General features: G+C 41.6%; 9 protein-coding genes. All 9 read right to left on the reverse strand.

The features are described 5' to 3' along the window. Positions 1-111: 111 nt before the first annotated feature. The 9 genes from ABIC84_RS05315 to ABIC84_RS05355 all read right to left on the reverse strand — a co-directional run bounded on the left by ABIC84_RS05315 (position 112) and on the right by ABIC84_RS05355 (position 19896). Positions 112-2487, reverse strand: coding sequence for an ABC transporter permease (locus tag ABIC84_RS05315; RefSeq protein WP_429262886.1), 2376 nt, complete (start codon positions 2485-2487; stop codon positions 112-114). A 107-nt stretch (positions 2488-2594) separates the two neighbouring features. Beyond that, positions 2595-5018, reverse strand: coding sequence for an ABC transporter permease (locus ABIC84_RS05320; protein ID WP_429262887.1), 2424 nt, complete (start codon positions 5016-5018; stop codon positions 2595-2597). Between the two features lie 76 nt (positions 5019-5094). Further along, on the reverse strand, positions 5095-7515 hold the full coding sequence (locus tag ABIC84_RS05325) for an ABC transporter permease (RefSeq protein WP_429262888.1): 2421 nt from the start codon (positions 7513-7515) through the stop codon (positions 5095-5097). A 97-nt stretch (positions 7516-7612) separates the two neighbouring features. Further along, a complete protein-coding gene (locus ABIC84_RS05330) occupies positions 7613-10003 on the reverse strand; it encodes an ABC transporter permease (RefSeq protein ID WP_429262889.1) in 2391 nt (796 codons plus the stop codon). Between the two features lie 242 nt (positions 10004-10245). Further along, entirely contained in the window at positions 10246-12633 is a 2388-nt protein-coding gene (locus ABIC84_RS05335) for an ABC transporter permease (RefSeq protein ID WP_429262890.1), read from the reverse strand. Between the two features lie 141 nt (positions 12634-12774). Next, positions 12775-15141 (reverse strand): ABC transporter permease, encoded by a 2367-nt coding sequence (locus tag ABIC84_RS05340; RefSeq protein WP_429262891.1) that lies wholly within the window; start codon positions 15139-15141, stop codon positions 12775-12777. 127 nt (positions 15142-15268) lie between these two features. Further along, complete coding sequence (locus ABIC84_RS05345; protein WP_429262892.1) at positions 15269-17638, reverse strand: ABC transporter permease; 2370 nt, start codon at positions 17636-17638, stop codon at positions 15269-15271. Between the two features lie 192 nt (positions 17639-17830). Beyond that, positions 17831-18508 (reverse strand): ABC transporter ATP-binding protein, encoded by a 678-nt coding sequence (locus tag ABIC84_RS05350; protein ID WP_090525339.1) that lies wholly within the window; start codon positions 18506-18508, stop codon positions 17831-17833. Positions 18509-18639: 131 nt separating this feature from the next. Next, positions 18640-19896: an efflux RND transporter periplasmic adaptor subunit gene (locus ABIC84_RS05355; RefSeq protein WP_091163814.1), complete on the reverse strand. Its 1257-nt coding sequence runs from the start codon at positions 19894-19896 to the stop codon at positions 18640-18642. Positions 19897-20397: the final 501 nt, after the last annotated feature.

Below are 20397 nucleotides of genomic sequence, written 5' to 3' on the forward strand. Positions count from 1 at the left end.
TACCTAATAATGACAGAACGTCATAAAAAAGCCCGTTGAGACACGGGCTTAGGGTATATTCTATTTCTTCAACTGCTACTGCAAACTGCCACTGCTATCTGCAAACTGATCTCATTCGCTTCTCAAACTCCTGATAGGATTTGCAAGCGCTGCCTTTAACGATTGAAAGCTAATGGTAACCACAGCTATAACAAATGTAAGCAAAGCAGCCAAAGCAAAGATCCACCAATGAAGAGGTGTTTTGTAAGCGAAACTTTGCAGCCATTTATCCATGCTGTAATAACCCAGGGGGATAGCAATCACTGTAGCTAATAACACCGGTTTCAGCAGGTCTTTTGATATCAGGATAAGAATATTTTGTACCGATGATCCCAATACCTTACGGACTCCAATCTCCTTGGTACGTTTCGCCGCAGTAAACGAGGCTAAACCAAACAAACCCAAACAGGCTATAAAGATTGCCAACCCTGAAAATATACTTAACATGGTTTGCTGCCTGATATCGTTGCGATAGGTAGTATCAAACTGCTGATCAAGAAAGCTGTACTCGAACGGATAAACGGGAGCTACTTCGGCATAAATGTTTTTGATAGCTGCCAAACCGGACTGGATATTCCCGGATTTTAGTTTGATCACGGCTACGCGCCTGTCTTCGCTTGGCGAAATAACCAGGGCATCCATGTTTTCTTTTAGTGAAAGGAAGTTAAAATCTTCAACCACACCGATGATGGTGCGGCGGCTACTATCACGCACTGTATTTTTAATCCATTTACCGATAGCCTGCTGCGGCGTAAAGCCCAGTTCTTTTGCCGCTGTACGGTTGATCAATACCGAATTCGTAGTATCAGTAGCAAATTGCGGTGAAAAATCCCTGCCGGCAATAATTTTCAGGCCAAAGGTTTTAACATATTCAAAGTCGGCAAATTCTGACCTGGATTTAAAGGTTTCATGCTGACCTTCAACCTCAAAACCCTGCATATCGAAAAAGCCGCCCGGCTCGCCCGACATCATGGATACCGATTTCACATAGTCCGAATTTTGCAGCTGGTGTTTAAATGTTTGCCTGTGGTCGTAGATATCGTTATTATCAATCTTCACAATAACCGTTTGCTCTTTGTCATAACCCAATGATTTGTTTTTCACATACCGCATCTGGTTAACGATCACGATAGTGCCGATAATAAGTAATACCGAAATACTGAACTGGAACACCACCAGCGATTGCCTGAAGAATGCCCCGCCCTTACCTAATTTAAGCTTACCCTTTAAAGCCTCAATAGGCGAAAACGCCGACATGAATATAGCCGGGTAGCTTCCGGCAAGAAAACCCACAAATAAAATAACCCCAAAAAGAAACAAGTAAATCGGTGCACTGTTCCATGATACAGTGAGTTCATACCCCAGCAGGCTATTGTATGATGGCATCAGCAAGAGTAACAAACCAATAGAAAGTGCGCATGAAACCAGCGCCAGCAAAATAGATTCGCCTATGAATTGCCATACCAGATGGTTTCTTAACGCGCCTAAAACCTTACGCATCCCTACTTCTTTTGAGCGTTCAACAGCGCGGATAGTGGCAAGGTTCATAAAATTGATACAGGCAATGATCATGATGAGTACCGCTATCGAAATAAAGATGAATACTACAGTTTTATCGCCATGCTTTACATTATCAAACGAAGAGGCATTTTCAAAATAGATATCCTTGAATGGTCTGAGGCTCAGGTTAAATTTGGTACCGAAACGCTGCATATCCTTGCCCATGTACTTATCCATAAACTGCGGAAAGCGGCTTTCCAATGCAGCCGGGCTGCTACGCTCATTCAATAACAGGTAAACAAACAGGCTATTGTTAATCCATACATTAAAACCCTGATCGCGGGTGTAATTGGCTATTGGCATCACCAAATCAAAATCAAGATGCGAGTTGGAAGGTACATCTTTGGCAATACCGGTTACCTTTAACTGCAGGCGTTTATCCATCTGCACCACTTTACCCATGGCATTATCAATATTGCCGAAATATTTTTTGGCGGTGGTTTCAGTTAGCACCACGCTGCCCGGATGGTTTAGTGCCGAAGTAGCATCCCCCCTCAGCAACGGGAAGGTAAAGAGGCTAAAAAAGTTGGAGTCAACCGCGTAAACCTTTTTCTCATTGAACGATTTTTCGCCAAAAGAAACCAGGTTATTTCGTGGAGAAACTCGCACTGCCATCTTTATATCCTGCGGATAATCATTCAGCATGGCAGGGCCGTAAGGCCCCGAGAGGTACGACGTGGGCGCTTTCGATTTATCAAAACCGCGCATTACTCTGTAAATATTTTTTCCCTGCTTATGAAAGTTATCCACGCTAAACTCATTCATAATATACAGGAATATCATGAGGCAAACGGTTATCCCCATGGTTAATCCCAAAATATGGATCAGCGAAAATGCCTTATTCCGATAAAGGTTCCGCCATGCTGTTTTTATGTAGTTACGTATCATATTTATATATCATTGTGTCATTACTGCGTACTCATTAAGTCATTTGGCCACTTTTGTCATTTTCTTTTTATGACCTAATGAGGCGAACCTAAATGACCTAATGACAATTATTCATTTTTTAAACTCCTAACCGGGTTGGCCAGTGCCGCCTTGATAGATTGGAAGCTGATGGTTACGAAAGCGATCAACACGGCCAAAACCGCGGCCAATACTACCACCCACCATTGTATGTTTTGCCGGTAGGCAAAACCCTGCAACCATTGCTGCATGGCGACCCAGGCAACCGGAATGGCTATCACTATTGCTATCATTACCAGTTTGATAAAATCTTTTGACAGCATACCTACTATAGCGCCTACATTAGCGCCAAGTACTTTACGGATGCCTATCTCCTTAGTGCGCTGTTCGGCGGCATATGCAGCAAGGCCAAACAAACCTAAACAGGCTATCACAATTGTTAAACTTGTAAATATGATGAATATGGTACCCATCCGCTGTTCCGCACGGTATGATGAATCAAAATCGTCATCCATAAATGAATATTCAAACTCCTTACCCGGCTTTATGGATTTCCATTTGTCGCTGATCATTGCCATAAGTGCGGTGATATTAGCGGTATTTACTTTTACACTTAAGGCGCCGGTATCCTGTCCGTACATCAATATCACTGGGCTTACATTATTGCGCAGCGAAGCGAAATTAAAATCTTTAATAACACCTACTATATGATATTCTTTAAACGTTTTGGCCATATTGCCCATAGGCAAAAACATGGATTTGTTAAGCGGGTCACGTACGCCCATCAGTTTCGCCGCCGTTTCGTTAATGATCATAGCCGCCGAATCGGTAGGCATCTGGTTTGAGAAATTACGGCCTTTGGTTAGTTTTATGCCGAGGGTTGGCAGGTAGTTGTCGTCAACTACCCAGGTTTGTGCAAGCACTGCTTTTTTGGGGTCGAGCCCGCGTTCCTGGAAAACGCTACTGCTGTTCCGGTAATCAGAAGTTGGCAAAAAGCCTGTCATGGTTACCCCCATTACGCCGGGCAATTGCTTTACTTCATCTCTTAACACCTTGCTCTTGTCGCCAAGGTTATACACACCATGAATCACCAATACCTGGCTGCGGTTATAACCAAGGTCTTTATTCTGAATATATTTAAGCTGATTATAGATCACCAGCGTACCAATGATGAGCACTATAGATATAAAAAACTGGAACACCACTAATGAGCTCCTTAACATCCCGCCCTTAAAGCCAGAGGAAAGCTTTCCTTTTAAAACATCAATTGGCTGAAATGCCGAAAGGAAAAATGCGGGATATGAACCGGCCAGGAAGCCGATCACCAAAACTATTACCAGCAAAGCAGGAATCAGCCAAACCAGTGAGCCTATATTAAGCTCCATGTTTTTACCCGCTATATTATTGAATACCGGCAATAGGAAATAAGCCATCAGCATGGCTATCATTGTTGCGATAAACGTTACCATGATTGACTCGGACAGGAATTGAGTTATAAGCGACTGACGCCTTGAACCAAGAACCTTGCGTACACCTACCTCACGGGCCCGGTTTGCAGAACGGGCGGTTGAAAGGTTCATGAAGTTTACACAGGCTATCAGTAAGATAAAAATTGCCACCGCGCCAAAAATGTACACATACTGGATATTCCCGTTATGGTCAAGCTCCGACACGAGATTTGATTTAAGGTGGATATCCTTCAATGGTATAAGGCTCAATTGGTATTTGTTGCCTGAACCTTCAAACGAATCAAAAGTAAGATGTAAGATACTTTGCAATTGCGGACCCGCATATTTGTGCATCAATGCAGGAAACTTCGCTTCAAATTTTTTGGCATCCACACCTGGTTTTAGCAGCACATAGGTATTGAAATTATTGCTGAACCATGCCCCATCTTTGCTTTCGGCATTTGATGCCATCGACAGGAAAAAATCATAACGAAAATGCGATTGCCTGGGCAGATCTTTAATTACACCCGTAACCTTATAAAGCAGCTTTTCATCAAACGTAAAGGTTTTGCCCACTACCTGCGTGTTGTTAAAATAACGTTTGGCCGTACTTTCAGTGATAACCACGGTATTCGGTTCAACCAGCGCCTTTTTGGGATCGCCGGCTATCATAGGCAGAGTGAATACATCAAACAATGTCGAATCTGCAAGTACCATTCTGTTTTCGTGAATGGTTTGGTTACCTTTTTTCACGTTATAACCGCCGCGTTGCAACAAACGGCAGGCACGTTCAACCTCGGGATAATCGTTTTGAAATACAGCCCCCAGCGGCGCCGGAGACGATGCATAGCTTTGATCGATACCACCAAATTTAATCTGCATATTAGCGCGATAGATCCTGTCGGCCTTAACATTGAACTTGTCATAACTTAGCTCATCAACCACATAAAATATAATGAGTAAACATGTGGCTAGCCCAAGGGACAAACCAAATACATTAATTGCGGTGAAACCCACATTTTTTTTCAATGTGCGAAATGCAGTTTTAAGGTAATTTCTAAACATAGTTCATTGGTTCAATTGTTCGTTAGTTCATTGGTATCCTCCTGTTACATAACCGCTAACTGCCACTACAAACTGCCTACTCATTTTTAAGGCTGTTAACCGGGTTTGCCAATGCTGCTTTTATAGATTGGAAACTTACTGTCACAATAGCTATTAACATGGCGCCTGCACCTGCCAGCACCAGCACCCACCATTGTATACTGATGCGGTAAGCGAAATCCTGCAGCCATTTGTTCATTAAATACCAGGCTAAAGGGGTTGTAATGGCTATGGAGATCAATACCAGCTTTATAAAATCTTTGGATAAGGTATTTACTATGGCAGATACACTCGCACCTAATACTTTGCGGATGCCTATCTCTTTGGTGCGTTGTTCGGCGGCATAAGCAGCCAAGCCAAACAAACCAAGGCAGGCAATAGAAATGGCCAGCACGGTAAATATGATAGATATGGTGCCGGTACGCTGCTCGGTACGATAGTTGGCATCAAAGTCCTGATCCATAAACGAGTAGCTGAACTGAGCTTGGGTCATGTCCTGCCATTTACTTTTTATCTGATCGATCAAGGCAGGTAAATTAGCTGTGTTTACCCTGATGCTTAGGTTACCGCTATCTTCGTCCATTAAAAAAATCATCGGACTGATATTTTCTCTCAGCGAATTGAAATTAAAATCCTTAACCACACCTATGATGTGATAAACTTTTACATGATCACGATTGCCGTCCATATTGCGGTACAGGATATTATTAACGGGATTAGTAAAGCCTAAAAATTTGGCTGCCGTTTCGTTGATCACTAATCCGGTGGAATCCGTTGGCATACCTGCGGAAAAATCGCGCCCGGCAGAAATCTTCATGCCAAGGGTATTGATGTAATCCGCGTCTACCCGCCAGCTTTGTGGAAACAAAGCAGTTTTTTGATCGGCTGCCGCTTCTTTGTAAAAAATGGACGTTCCCCTGTTTTTACCAGTTGGTAAATAACCTGTCAATGTAGCGTTAACCACGCCTTGTAACTGCTTCACCTCATTTTTAAAGGTTTTGGCATGGCTGCCCAACTCAAATGCATTGTTAATAACAAGCACCTGGTTACGGTTATAACCCAGGTTTTTGGTTTGAATATAATTGAGCTGATTATAAATAACGATAGTACCAATAATGAGGAATATTGAAATAGAAAACTGGAATACAACCAGTACACTCCTGAGCCAGCTGCCTTTGAAACCGCCGGCCAGTTTACCGCTAAGTACGTTAATTGGCTGAAATGCCGAAAGGAAAAAAGCAGGATATGATCCGGCAGCAAAACCTACAACCAGTACAATTAATAGTAAAGCAGGCAGCAGCCAGGCTAAGGTTTGCGCACCAACAACCAACTCTTTGCCCGATACCTGATTAAACAGCGGCAATAAAAGTAACACAGCAAAAAACGCGATAACTGCCGCTGCCAAAGTCACCAATACAGATTCAGTTAAAAACTGGGCTATTAAATATTTACGCGGTGAACCTAAAACCTTGCGTACACCAACCTCCCTTGCCCTGCTGGCTGAACGTGCTGTTGACAGGTTCATAAAGTTAATGCCCGCTATGAGTAATATAAATATGGCGATGGCCGAAAATATATAAACATATTGCGCCGAACTGTTGCTGCTTAACTCGCCGGTACGGTTTGAGTGCAAATGGATATCGGTTAAAGGAGTAAGGTTAAGCCTAAAATAACTGCCGCTTTTTTCAAAATCGGCAATATTTACGTGCAGTGCAGTTTGCATTTGGCCTTCGCTGTATTTTTTCAGAAGAGCAGTCAATTTTTTCTCAAACAACTTGCAATCTGTACCAGGTTTCAACACCACGTAAGTGTTATAATCGCTCCTCAGCCATTCTGGAGAGCGGCTGTCAGGCCAGCTCGCCATCGATATAAAAAAATCAAAATGAAAATGCGATTGCTTTGGCAAGTCCTTAATGACCCCGGTAATTTTCAATAATTGGTTGTTATCAATGGCAAGCGTTTTACCAACAACATTGGTGCTGTTAAAGTACTTTTTAGCTGTAGCTTCGGTGATCACTACTGTATTTGGCTCCTTCAAAGCCGCAGCCGGACTACCATTAATCATGGGCAGTGTAAAAACGTTAAACACCGATGGGTCGGCAAATACGGTACCATACTCAAGGATACTTTCGTTGCCTTTTTTTACGTGGAAGCCTCCTGCTGCCTTAAGCCTTGTTGCTTCTTCCACCTCAGGGAGGTCCGTTTTTAAAGCCTGAGCCAACGGCGGCATCGCAACGGCATAAAGCACATTATTGTTGCCAAATTTCAGGTCTTCATTAACGCGGTACGTGCGATTAGCTTTCTCATTAAACCGGTCGTAACTCAACTCATCGGCTACGTAAAGCACAATCATCAAACAGGTGGCCAGCCCAAGGGCCAGTCCCAATATATTTATTACCGTAAACCCCACGTTTTTGCGCAGGGTACGGAAAGCCGTTTTTAAGTAATTTCTAAACATACCCCCCTCCTAACCTCCCCTAAGGGGAGGAATTTAATTAATCATTTTATGTCAAAATCCGCACTTAAGCCCTCTCCTTAGGAGGGTTCGGTGAGGTTTATTCAGTTTTGAGGCTTTTAGCCGGATTAGCATTTGCTGCTCTTACCGATTGTACACTTACAGTAACAAAAGCAATAATGACAGCTATAACGCCGGCTATAGCGAAAATCCACCAGTTGATATCAACGCGATATGCAAAACTTTGCAACCATTTACTCATACCATACCAGGCCAGCGGCGACGCAATTAATGAGGCAATCAGCACCAGCTTCATTAAATCTTTTGACAACAGGGTAACTATAGAGGTTACACTTGCACCCAAAACTTTCCGGATACCAATTTCCTTTACCCTTTGCTCTGCGGTAAAGGTCACCAGCCCAAACAAGCCCAGGCAGGCAATGCTAATAGCCAATATGGTAAATATGAGCAGGATGTTGCCCTGTTTTTGTTCAGACTGGTATTGTTTGGCAAAATTTTGATCGAGGAAATGGAACTCAACTTTGTTTTCAATATCAAAACGGCTGTAAACTTCGCTGATATAATCGAGCGTGGCCGGGATATTATTTTTGCCTATGCGGATATACATATTATCCTCATCGTTGGCCGTAAACGGCAGATACAACATCATAGGAGCAATTTTGTGCTGTAAAGAATAGGTGTTAAAATCCTTAACCACACCAATTATTTTTCGGCTGATCACATTGCCCTTGTCGTCTACCCCAACCCTTACAGAGCGGCCGATGGCGTCCTTCCAGCCCATATCGTTAACCAGCGTTTGGTTTACAATAATGGATTCAAGCCGGTCGGTACCCATCTCAGAGGAAAAATTGCGCCCCTTAACCAGCTTTACCTGCAGTGTTGGGATAAAATCTTCATCGATAATGAGATTCTCTACTACTTTTGAATCAGAATTGACTTTTCCATCAGCGCCGATATTAAAATTGCCCGAGCCGATGTCGTTGTTGCCAATTGGATTGCCGGCAATACCTACAGCCTCGACAGCCGGATTTTGCAACAATTGACTTTTGATTGCGGCTATTTTTGTTCGTGCCGATTTATCGCTGATATGAAATGTAAGCGTTTGGGCTTTATTAAAGCCGAGGTCCCTGTTCATCACATAATGCAGTTGTTTGTAAATGATGCATGATCCGGCTATCATAACAATGGTAATAACAAACTGAAATACTACCAATGATTTCCTGAACATAATGGTAGCAGCCTGACTGCCCATTTGTCCTTTCATAGCAGCAATAGTGCGGAAGTCCGATAAGAACAATGCGGGATATAAACCGCTTAAAATACCGGTGACAAACGCAAACAGACTGAATAGGATAAGCGTTTTGCTAAATCCAAACTGCATAAGTACAAGGCTTTTACCGGAGAGAAGGTTAAAATAAGGCAATAAAAATTGCACCATCACTGATGCTATCAGGGCAGCGATAACAGTGAATAAAACTGATTCGGCAAAAAACATTATGATCAGCTGTTTTTTGCTGGAGCCAATTACCTTGCGCACACCTATCTCCCTGATCCTTATGGATGAACGTGCTGTTGTAAGATTTACATAATTAATAACTGCGATAGCCAGTATCAGTAGTGCTACAATGCCAAATACATATACATAGGTTATGTTGCCGTTGCTGCCCAGCTCGTAATCAAGATTAGAGTTAAGGTGAATTGATGTAAGCGGCTGCAGTTCCATACGGAACTGCATAGCTCCAAGCGCTCCTTTTAAATACTTATTAAAGAATGTATCAGAACCAGCCTGAATTTTTTTAAAATCATCATGGTTTTTCAGCAACACATAAGTGTAGATATGCGAATTAGCCCAGCCATCAGTATATCCATCAGGCAATGAGCGAAGGGCGCTGAAAGTAAAATGCGAATTTGCAGGTATATCATCAATTACACCAGTAACTGTACTTGGGTTATTTTCGATGAGTATTGTTTTATCCAGGGCATCCGCGGTGTTGCCAAATAGTTTTTCGGCAAGGGTTTTAGTTAGTATAATGCTTTGCGGCCTGGTCAAAGCGGTATTGGGATCGCCGGATAAAAAGTGATGGGTAAAAAGGTTAAAGAAGCCTTTATCTGTAAACATCATGGCTCCCTCGTTAATCTGTTTTCCGCCATAAGTGATCTTGCCGCCGCCTTCAGCATCAATGCGGATAGCATCTTCCACTTCGGCATAATCATTTTTTAAAGCGGGAGCATATGGAGGCGAGGTAACCGCGAGATTGAATTTACCACCGTTCCATGTACCGTGCTGAACAACACGAAAAATACAGTGGGCTTTAATGTTGTAACGATCATAGCTCCATTCATCAACCACGTAAAGGCTAATGAGCCAGAAAGCTGCTATACCTGTAGCTAAACCAAATATATTGATAAACGAAAAAATCTTGTGCTTAATGAGGTTTCTCCAGGCTATTTTAATGTAATTGCGTAACATGGCAAATGGTTTATACTACTAAAATATTAAAACGCGTACCAATTATACAACCAATTAAATATCAATACCTTAATAAAAAACAGTCAAAATAAACCGTTCGGTAATGAAACACTTACAGTGCGGATGTGAACGTTTGTTTTAAGGTTAAAGGCGAAAGGTAAAAGATGAAAGATTTTAAATTAAGACTTTAATTAATCTGTCCTTCCTTTTGACTTTCGTCTTTTAACTTTCATCTCTTAAAATCACTCCGCTCTCAAACTTTTTACCGGATTAGCCAGCGCCGCTTTAACGGCCTGAAAACTTACAGTGATAAAAGCTATTACAAGCGCTGCCATTCCGGCTAATGCAAAAACCCACCAGCCTATTGTTATACGGTAAGCAAAATCCTGAAGCCATTTGTTCATGGCAAACCATGCTAATGGAAATGCAATTAACGACGACAGTATAACCAGCTTCAAAAATTCTGCAGATAACATATTTATTATACCAGTTACCGAAGCCCCGAATACTTTACGAATGCCTATTTCGCGGGTACGTTGTATTGTGCTGTATGATGCTAATCCAAACAGTCCCATGCATGAAATGAGTATTGCCAGCACAGCAAAATACATGAACAGGTTACCAAAATTCACCTGTGCAGAATATTGCGCATTGAAAGCTTCATCAACAAATCTATAATTGAAAGGACGTTCCGGCACAAGGGATTTCCACTTCTGTTGAATGGCGGCAATAGTTGCAGAAATATTTGTCGACCCTACTTTAACTGTGAGTACTCTGTTAAAATCCGGATCATTACTGATACTTAGGGGCTTCACAGCTTCCTGTAACGATTGAAAATGAAAATCTTTCAAAACGCCTATAATTTTACCGCTGCGCCCCCATTGTTTCAGTTTACGGCCAACCGCCCCGGCAGGTGTTGTATACCCAAGGCTTTTGGCCGCTGCTTCATTAATTAAAAAAGCCGTGGAAGTATCGGTGCCAAAGGTTTTCGAGAACATTCTGCCTGCAGCCAGTTTCATTTCAAACTGAGGTATAAAGTCCTGATCAACGTAATACGCATCAATAAGCATTTGCTGCAGGTTACCTGCTTTATTCTCTATTTCCGACTCGCTGTTGCCATTGCCAAAACCAGGCAAGCTTCTGGAAGCCGCGGCCGAAATAACATTCGATATTTTTTTCAACTCTTGTTTAATCACCGGAAGCCGCCGCTGCACGGCCGTGTCAGAAAAAAAGTCGATAGTGAGCATTTGATCTTTCTGAAAGCCGAGCGGCTGACTGCGCATGTAATTTAACTGGCTATAAACCACAATGGTGCCCACTATTAACACAATGGATATCGCGAACTGCATAACCACAAGTGAACGGCGTAACAAAACGCCTTTACCCGATTTGCTGAACCTGCCCTTTAAGATAGCGGCAGGCTTATACCCCGATAACACAAAAGCAGGATACAAACCTGCAACAACTCCTATAAAGCAGGATAATATAAAAAGATGAAACACATACGCGTTTGTGAAAATAGTTGTATTAGTTACCTTGCCCGATACCTGGTTATAAAGCGGCAGCAATGAGCTGCTTAGCAAAATGGCCAATAAAAAAGCGATCAGGCATATAATAACTGATTCGCTCAAAAACTGCGTGATCAATTGTTTTCTCGCAGCTCCAATAACCGTTCGGATACCGACTTCCTTTGCGCGTTCGGTAGCCTGCGCGGTAGTTAAATTAATGAAGTTTATACAAGCTATAAGCAGAATGAACAAGGCGATAGCCGAAAAAATACGGATATTATGCAGGTCTCCCCGCTCAGGGCCACCTCTCAACGCGTCCAGGTACACATCTTTTAAAGGCACCAGGTGATAATCGTAATTTGCACCTTCTTTCCTGTCAGCCTCTGTGTAATGCTTGTTTGCAAAAGCCGGCAACTGCCTTTCAAAATCTTTAAAGTCATATCCTTTAGGCAATACGATATATGTAAAACCCCGGATCTGCGCCCAGTTTGCTGGCCCTCTTGGATATGCCTTTAAAGAAGTAGCATAAGAAACAGCCATATCAAACTTAAAATGCGAGTTAGCCGGTGCGTCTTTTATTACCGCCGTTACAATCGCAGGATGCTTGCTATCAAGCGTTAATGTCTTCCCAACCGGGTCAACGTTGCCAAAATATTTTTTTGCCATAGCTTGTGTAATCACAACTGTAAAGGGTGCCTCAAATCCTTTCTTTACATCGCCTTTTATAACAGGTAATGTGAACACCGAAAACAGTGACGGATCAGCAAATATGACATTGTCTTCCTGATATTTTACCGCCCCATATTGCACCAAAAACCTTGCTCCCGCTATGCGTGTATTTTCTTTAACCTGTGAGTAGTCTTGTTGCAACGACGGTCCAATCTGTTCAAACGCGGCCGGTGTTATAATAACAGGCGCGTTAGCATGCCTTATGTCAACTGCAACGCGATAGATCTGGTCAAATTTTTTATTATACGTGTCATAACTTAGCTCAAATTTTATATTGATGTAGATAAGAAAACAGGCGGTTAACCCGATAGACAAACCGATAATGTTGATTATCGAAAAAACTTTGTTCCGCCAAAGGCTCCTGCACGCAATTTTAATGTAGTTTCTTATCATGGTTTATTTCGCTTGTTAGGTATATTAGGTCATTTTTGCTTTCGTGTCATTATGTAATTACCTGTTGTTCAATAATTTTAGTAATTGCAGACTATGTGTAATGACTTATTGGCGCGAAGTAAATGATACAATAATTCTTCATCACTCGTCCCTCAAACTCCTGATCGGGTTTATCATGGCTGCCTTTATAGCCTGATACGATATCGTTAGGGCTGCTATAATAAACGACGACACAATCGCAACTATAAATATCCCCGGCCCTATGTTAATATGATAGGCAAAATTTTGCAGCCAGTTGTGCATTACATAATAGCCCAGCGGGGCTGCCAATACAAAAGCTATGGCTATCAAGTAAATAAATTCTTTGGTAAATAAAGTCACTATACTTGCTATAGGCGCGCCCAGCACTTTACGAATGCCAACCTCTTTAGTACGTTGTGACGCGGCAAAAGCTATCAATCCGTATAAACCTAAACAACCTATAAATATGGCGATGTAAGAAAAAAGTTGAAAAGCGATATATACCTTTTCCTCCTGCTTGTAAAAATTAGCGATATGCTCGTCAACAAACTGAAACTGGAAGACATTCTCAGGATAAAGAGCCGACCATTTTTTATTGATATAGTTAATAGTTTCGCTCATGTTGGCAGGCTGCATTTTTATGCTTGCCATAAAAAACCGGTTGGGATTATATTCCAGTACGCATGAGCGGCGTTTTTTATGCTTCGATTCGCTTTGAAAATCCTTCACCACGCCAACAATGGTTGTCTTTTGAGCGCCATTTAGCGTTATGTGTTTATTTAAAACCAGCTGTGGATTTTGGATACCCAGTTTTTGCATCATCGTTTCGTTGATGACCACCTTACTAACGGTATCTTTTTCATTCTTTTTCCAGATCTTTTGGCCTGCCAGCATTTGCAGCCTGAACATATCGGTAAACTTTTCGTCTACCGCTTTGTATTCGGTAACATCATCTTTTGGAAAGCCCAGTTCCACAGATGAAAAGCTGGTAAAGTTGCTATTAAAAGCGGGGGCTCCGGATGAAAAACTAACATCTTTTATACCGGGATAACCGGCCAGTTGCTGGTTAAACACGTCGCGTTTTTTCATATCAGGCAGGCCTACAGATATTACGGCTTCTTTATCAAAACCAAGGTCCTGGTTTTTAAAAAAGTCCATCTGCCGGGCTACTATCAGCGTACCTATGATCATGATCTGCGATATGGCAAATTGCCCTATCACTAACCCCTTCCGTAAAGTAAGTTTCCCGCTGCTACCCGCATTTTTATTCTTAAAACTATCAACCGGCTGAAAAGCCGACTGTACAAATGACGGATACAAACCGGCCAGCATGATCACCGCCAAAGTAATTGCTGCTATCCAACCTATTACCGTAGGCTGTGTCAGTTGTGAAGCATCAACGCTGATGGACATCCACTCCCCCGCTTTTGACAGAAACAAAGCGCATAGCGCAACACCCAACAACACAGAAAACAAAACCAAAACCGTTGTTTCTCCCAAAAACTGCTTAATAAGCTGCGGGCGGCTCGCACCCAGCACCTTGCGCATCCCAACTTCTTTTGCGCGCTTGATGGCCTGCGCTGTAGCCAGATTAATAAAGTTGATACACGCCGTAATGATGATAAGCAAGGCCACGCCAATTAAGGCGTAGTAGGTATCTTTTGAGGTTGGCGTAATGATGTTATTGATGTAACGCTGATCAAAGTGAATATCCTTTAAAGGTTGAAAAGGTAAAACAGCCACCTTTGCTATATCAGCGCCCCAGTTTTTTTTAATAAATGCGGGCATTTTGCTGTTTAATTGTTGAACAGAGTAACCTTTGGGCAAAACAATGTATGCGTAACTCCCCCCGGGAATAGCCCAAAAATTGCCCATCATCCCCTTTAACTTATTTTCGATGCTGTTTAACGAGATAAGGAATGAAAACGGCAGACTTGTATTTGAGGGTAAATCTTTGATAATGCCGGTTACTTTTACATTCAACTCATTTTCGAAATTGATCAGTTTCCCCATGGCATCGGCTTTTCCAAAGTATTTTTTAGCTATGCTCTCGGTAAGTATAACACTGTTGGGTTCTTTAAGAGCCGTATTAGGATCGCCGGCAATCCATTGGTAATCAAAAACTTTGCTGATCTGCTCATCACCAAAAGTTACATTGTGTTCGTTATAACGATTCTCGCCTATTTTGATCATAGCATCCCCCTCGTAAAAAACCTGTGTAGTTTGTTCCAATTCAGGGAAATCAATACGCATGGCCGGTGTAATAGCCAGCGATACGTTGGAGTTAAAATCAAGCGCGTGCAGGGTTACGCGGTAAGTGCGATCGGCTTTACTGTTAAAACTGTCGTACCCAAGCTCGTTCCTTACAATCAGAAAAATAATAAGGCAAGCTGCTACACCAAGCGTAAGCCCGAAAATATTCAGGAAGGTGTAACTTAGGTTACGTTGAATATTCCTGAAAGCGATAACTACATAACTCTTTAACATGAACCCCTCCTTTATTAATCATTATTTCATTGGGTCATTATGTCATTTTTATTAATGTTTGATTACTCATTAGCAATCATTAAAAATGACTTAATGACGCGGAGCAAATGACCCAATGACTATAAAGTTATTCAGAACGTAAACTCTTAACCGGGTTAGCCAAAGCTGCTTTCACAGCCTGGAAACCTATGGTGACAAAGGCAACTATAATGGCTACTCCACCGGCAACAGCTATAAGCCACCAGTGAATTTCGGCGCGGTAAGCGTAATCCATCAACCATTTATTCATGGCATACCATGCTATAGGCGATGCTATTACAATGGCGAGTAATACCAGCACCAGGAAATCGCGCGATAACATGGCGGTAATATTGGTAATACTGGCACCTAATACTTTACGGATGCCTATTTCCTTAATTTTAATTTGTGCAGTGTAGGTGGCAAGTCCAAATAAACCAAGGCATGAAATAAATACGGCTATTCCGGCAAATATGTTAAACAAGGTTGCGGTATGCTGCTCAGTTTTGTACATATCATTATAAGCGTCATCGAGGAAAGTATATTCATACGGAAAATCCGAATTATACTGCTTCCAGTATTTCTCAACAAGTTTAATAGCTGCGGGCGCTTCTTTACCTGTAGTTTTTATATACATTTGCCACGAGCTTGGGCTATAGGTAAATATGGCCGGCTCAATGGCTTGCTTTAGCGAGGCAAAGTGAAAATCTTTAACCACCCCTATGATGGTTCCGTTAAGATCATGAAGTTTAAAACGCTTACCTATCGGATTTTTAATACCAGTTAACTTAACGGCGGTTTCGTTAAGTATGTAATGCGCCGAATCTGACTTTGCACTTGTAAAGCCGACACCACTAACAAACTTTAATTTAAACAGTTTTATATAGTCCTTATCCATCTCAAACGGATGGATCAACATACTTTCATTGGTAAGTTTGCCGTCCCAGTCAGCATCTGTGGTACTTGATCCGCTGCTGATGATGCTACTACTGCCGGTGGCAACGCTCAATATTTCGGTGTGGCTGAGCAGATTGGTCTTTATCGCTTCATAATGATCTTGCATTGCGCGCATAGGCAGGGCGAAAACATATTCCTTATCGTACCCCAATTGTATAGAACGGATATACTCTAACTGTCGATTTATAACCAGCGTGCCTATTATTAAACCTATTGAAAAAGCAAACTGGCATACTACCAGCACTTTTCTAAATGTTGCGTTTCCCGCACCGGATATTTTTCCTTTCAGCGCGTTGATAGGCTTGAAAGATGACAGCAACAAAGCCGGATATATACTTGACGCAACAAGCGTTGCTGTAATAGTTACAGCGATAACCTGCCATACCTTAATGTTAAACAGGTCGAAGTGCATTTGTTTACCCGAAATACTGTTGTATACAGGCATGATAGCATAAATGAGCATTAAGGCCAATGTCAGGGCTACTATAAAACAAAGTATAGTTTCAATAATAAACTGCATAAAAAGCTGGCTCCTTTCGGCACCTATAATTTTGCGTACACTAACCTCTTTTGAACGCAGTATTGAGCGTGCGGTTGAAAGGTTGATATAATTGATGCAGGCTATGATCAAGATCAGCACCGCAACAAACGAGAATATCTTTACCACTTGGATCCCGGCAGAAGTGCCATCGGGATAATATAGATGAATATCTTTTAACGACTGAAGCTGAAACACACCGTCGGTAGGTTTTATACCAGCCTGGTTTTTCATATGGATCTCGGTTAGCTTGTCGCCAATAACTTTAACCGAAGCACCGGGTGTAATCTGTAAAAAGGTGGTGGTATAATAATTCCCCCAATCCTCATCCATTGATTTCCAGAAACGGTTTCTGGTATATTGCTTTTTTCTTACCTCGATGGAAAAAAACATATCTCCTTTAATACTCGAATTTGCAGGAAAATCGGCCAGTATACCAGATACTGTGTAAGGTTCTTTACTATCGCCTAATATAGTTTTGCCGATAGGATCTTCGTTACCGAAGTACCGGTTAGCAACGCTTTTCGTTATGATAACGGTCTTATCATTAGGGAATGGTTTATCGGCGCTTCCCTTTAATAATTTGAAATCAAACAATTTAAAAAAAGCATCATCAACAAACAACAGTTTGCCATAATCTTCTTTCAGCAGTTTATCTTTATATCTAAAAACTGAATAATCTTGTACAGTGATAAGTCTTACCGCGTTTACAACCCCCGGCACTTCTTTTAAGGCAAAAAAAGCCACGGGCCCGGAAACGTTTCCCCAAACCTGCTTACCGGCACCCACACCAATAGAAGCATTTACCTGGTAAATATTATCGGCGTTAGTATGAAAGCGATCATAAGTCAGCTCGTCCTGCACCCAAATTAAAATAAGCATACCAACAGACAGGCCAATGGTAAGGCCAACAATATTCAAAGCGCTGTAAAACTTAGTATTAATCAAGTTTCGCCATGCAGTTTTCAGGTAATTTTTAAACATAGGAGTAGGTTTTTAAAAATAAAAAACTCCAAATGCCCTTCTCCGCAAATGCGGGAGAAGAGCAGCAGAGGCAATTATTAACTTATTATAAACTGATTTCGGGGGCGGCGGTCTAAGTCCGGAGTCGTTGGTTTTAAGTCAAAAGTCCTTTCTTACCATCAACTATGAACCATCAACTATTAACTAAACAAATTACACCATAATATTTTCCATAACGGTTTGTCCGTCTAACAGGCGTATAATGCGGTGGCTGTAACGGGCATCATGTTCAGAGTGGGTAACCATGATAATGGTAGTCCCCTGTTCGTTTAAATCGGTAAGCAGTTCCATCACATCATTACCGTTGCTGCTGTCGAGGTTACCGGTGGGCTCATCCGCAAGGATCAGTTTTGGCTTGTTAACAACCGCACGGGCAATGGCCACACGCTGTTGCTGACCACCTGATAACTGCTGCGGATAATGGTTGCGGCGATGCATGATCTGCATTTTATCTAACACCTCTTCCACCCTTTTTACACGCTCTGAAGCAGCCACACCTGTGTAAATCAACGGCAATTCAACGTTTTCAAATACAGTAAGCTCATCAATAAGGTTAAAGCTCTGGAACACGAAACCGATGTTGTGTTTACGCAGATCGGCGCGTTTACGCTCATTAAAATGTGCCACTTCAATTTCGTTGAAAACATAACTGCCCGCATCCGGATCATCAAGCATGCCTAAAATATTAAGCAGAGTTGATTTACCACAGCCCGATGGGCCCATGATGGCCACAAACTCGCCTGTAGCCACTTCCATCGACAGCTTGTTTAATGCGATGGTCTCTACCTCTTCGGTACGGTAGAATTTCTCAAGATTAGAAATTTTTATCATTGGTGCCTCCGTTGTTCATCCCGCCTTTATGGCGATATGATTTGATTTTTTGTTTATTTAAATTTATTAATTATCTCTGTTATATATTATAATGACGCTTAAACAGTGCCAGGCGTTGCAGCCTGGTTACGTTATTTTTTTAGCACAAGCTCCTGAATATCACCATAGGTTTCATAACTTGAGGTAATAACTTTATCGCCCGGATTTAAGCCTTCTGTTACCACGAAATAATCGGGGCTCTGGCGCCCAAGCTGGATGTTTACCCTGTATGCTTTTGAACCATCTTCACTTACCTTAAAGATCCAATTGCCGCCTGTTTGCTGGAAGAAACCGCCTTTAGGTACCAATACCGCCTGCATCTGATCGCTCAGCGCCAATCTCACCTGTAGTGTTTGCCCTTTACGGATCCCTGTAGGCACTTTACCAACAAATTGCATATCCACCTGGAAACTACCTGTTGTTTTAACCTGGGTATATACCTTTTTTATAACCAGATTATAGGTTTGATCGGCAAACTGAAAATCGCCTTTCAGGCCTGTGTAAATACGCGACAGATAGTGCTCATCAATATCAACCCTAACTTTAAAGCCCGATTGTACGTCTATCTGCCCCAAATGCTCGCCCTTATTTTTGCTCTGACCTACTTCGGCATCCATTGAGGTTAACTGGCCATCGGTAGGCGCCACCAATACTAAACCGGCCACTTTTTTTCGCATCAGTTCAAGCGTAGTTTTCATGTGGGCGTATTGTTCCTGTGATTGCGAAGCCTGTTGCTTAACCAGCGCTGTATCCTGCCTAAGAATCTGTTTAGCCAGTTTGTAACGGTTCACCTGGTAATCGTAGGTATTTTTGGCTGATTGATATTCCTGCAGGCCAATGGCTTTCTGATCATATAAATGTTTGTCTAACTTATAAATCCTTTCAGCCTCTTTATATGCGTTCTCCACATCGGCCATAGTATTTAGCTTGCTGATAGTGTTTTGCTGTGCATTGTTATGGGAGATCTGCATTTGGGTTTGCTCGGCATAAACCGCGGTTTCCTGGTTAGCTAAAGTAAGCTCAAGATCGGTATTAGACATTCTCAGAATCCGGTCGCCTTTTTTAAGGTTAGCTCCGTCTTCAACGTATTTTTCTTCAACAACACCGCCTTCAGATGCATCAAGAAATATGGTAGTTAGCGGCATAACCACGCCGTTAACCGGTATAAACTCCTGGAAAGGACCTTTAGTAATAGTACTTATAGTTAAGCGTTCAGTATCAACATCAAGCTTGCTTTTACCCGATGTAAGATAAATACTGCCGCCTATTAGTAAAATAATGCCTGTAATACCTGCAATGGTAAGTATCTTTTTGCTGTTCCAGGTCTTTTTCTCAATTTTTCTGTCCACTGTATTTCTATAATATTTTGAATGTTATAACAAAAAGATATGCCACAAATTAAGATACTGTTTTTCAATAACTTAAACACAAAACACCATATTTGAGCGTACGCTTATGTTACATCAGGTGTACGGTATTGATACAGTGTTTTTTCACGTATTAATGGCCTGTTATATGCAAATACAGGTTAGCACTTCATTGTGAAGCATTTATGTGATCTATTGCATAAAATGCGGGCATTTAGCACAAAAATTGTAACATGTGGTATCATTAGCGAGTCTTTATTTTATTGTTCATAGTTAAATGGTTTTAGCGTATAGTTCATGGCGACAATGCTAAAAGTTTATTTAGGTAGCTTCGATAAAGAGATACAATTTAATTTAAATTTATAACTTTTATTAAATTGACATCCTCAATAAAATAAGATGCTATTTTTATTTTGAACTTGAATAATCATGTGTCATCATTTTAAAGACCATGAACAATTATCTATGAACTATTAACTAAAA

This window comes from Mucilaginibacter sp. 3215 (assembly GCF_050433785.1).
GTDB lineage: Bacteria > Bacteroidota > Bacteroidia > Sphingobacteriales > Sphingobacteriaceae > Mucilaginibacter.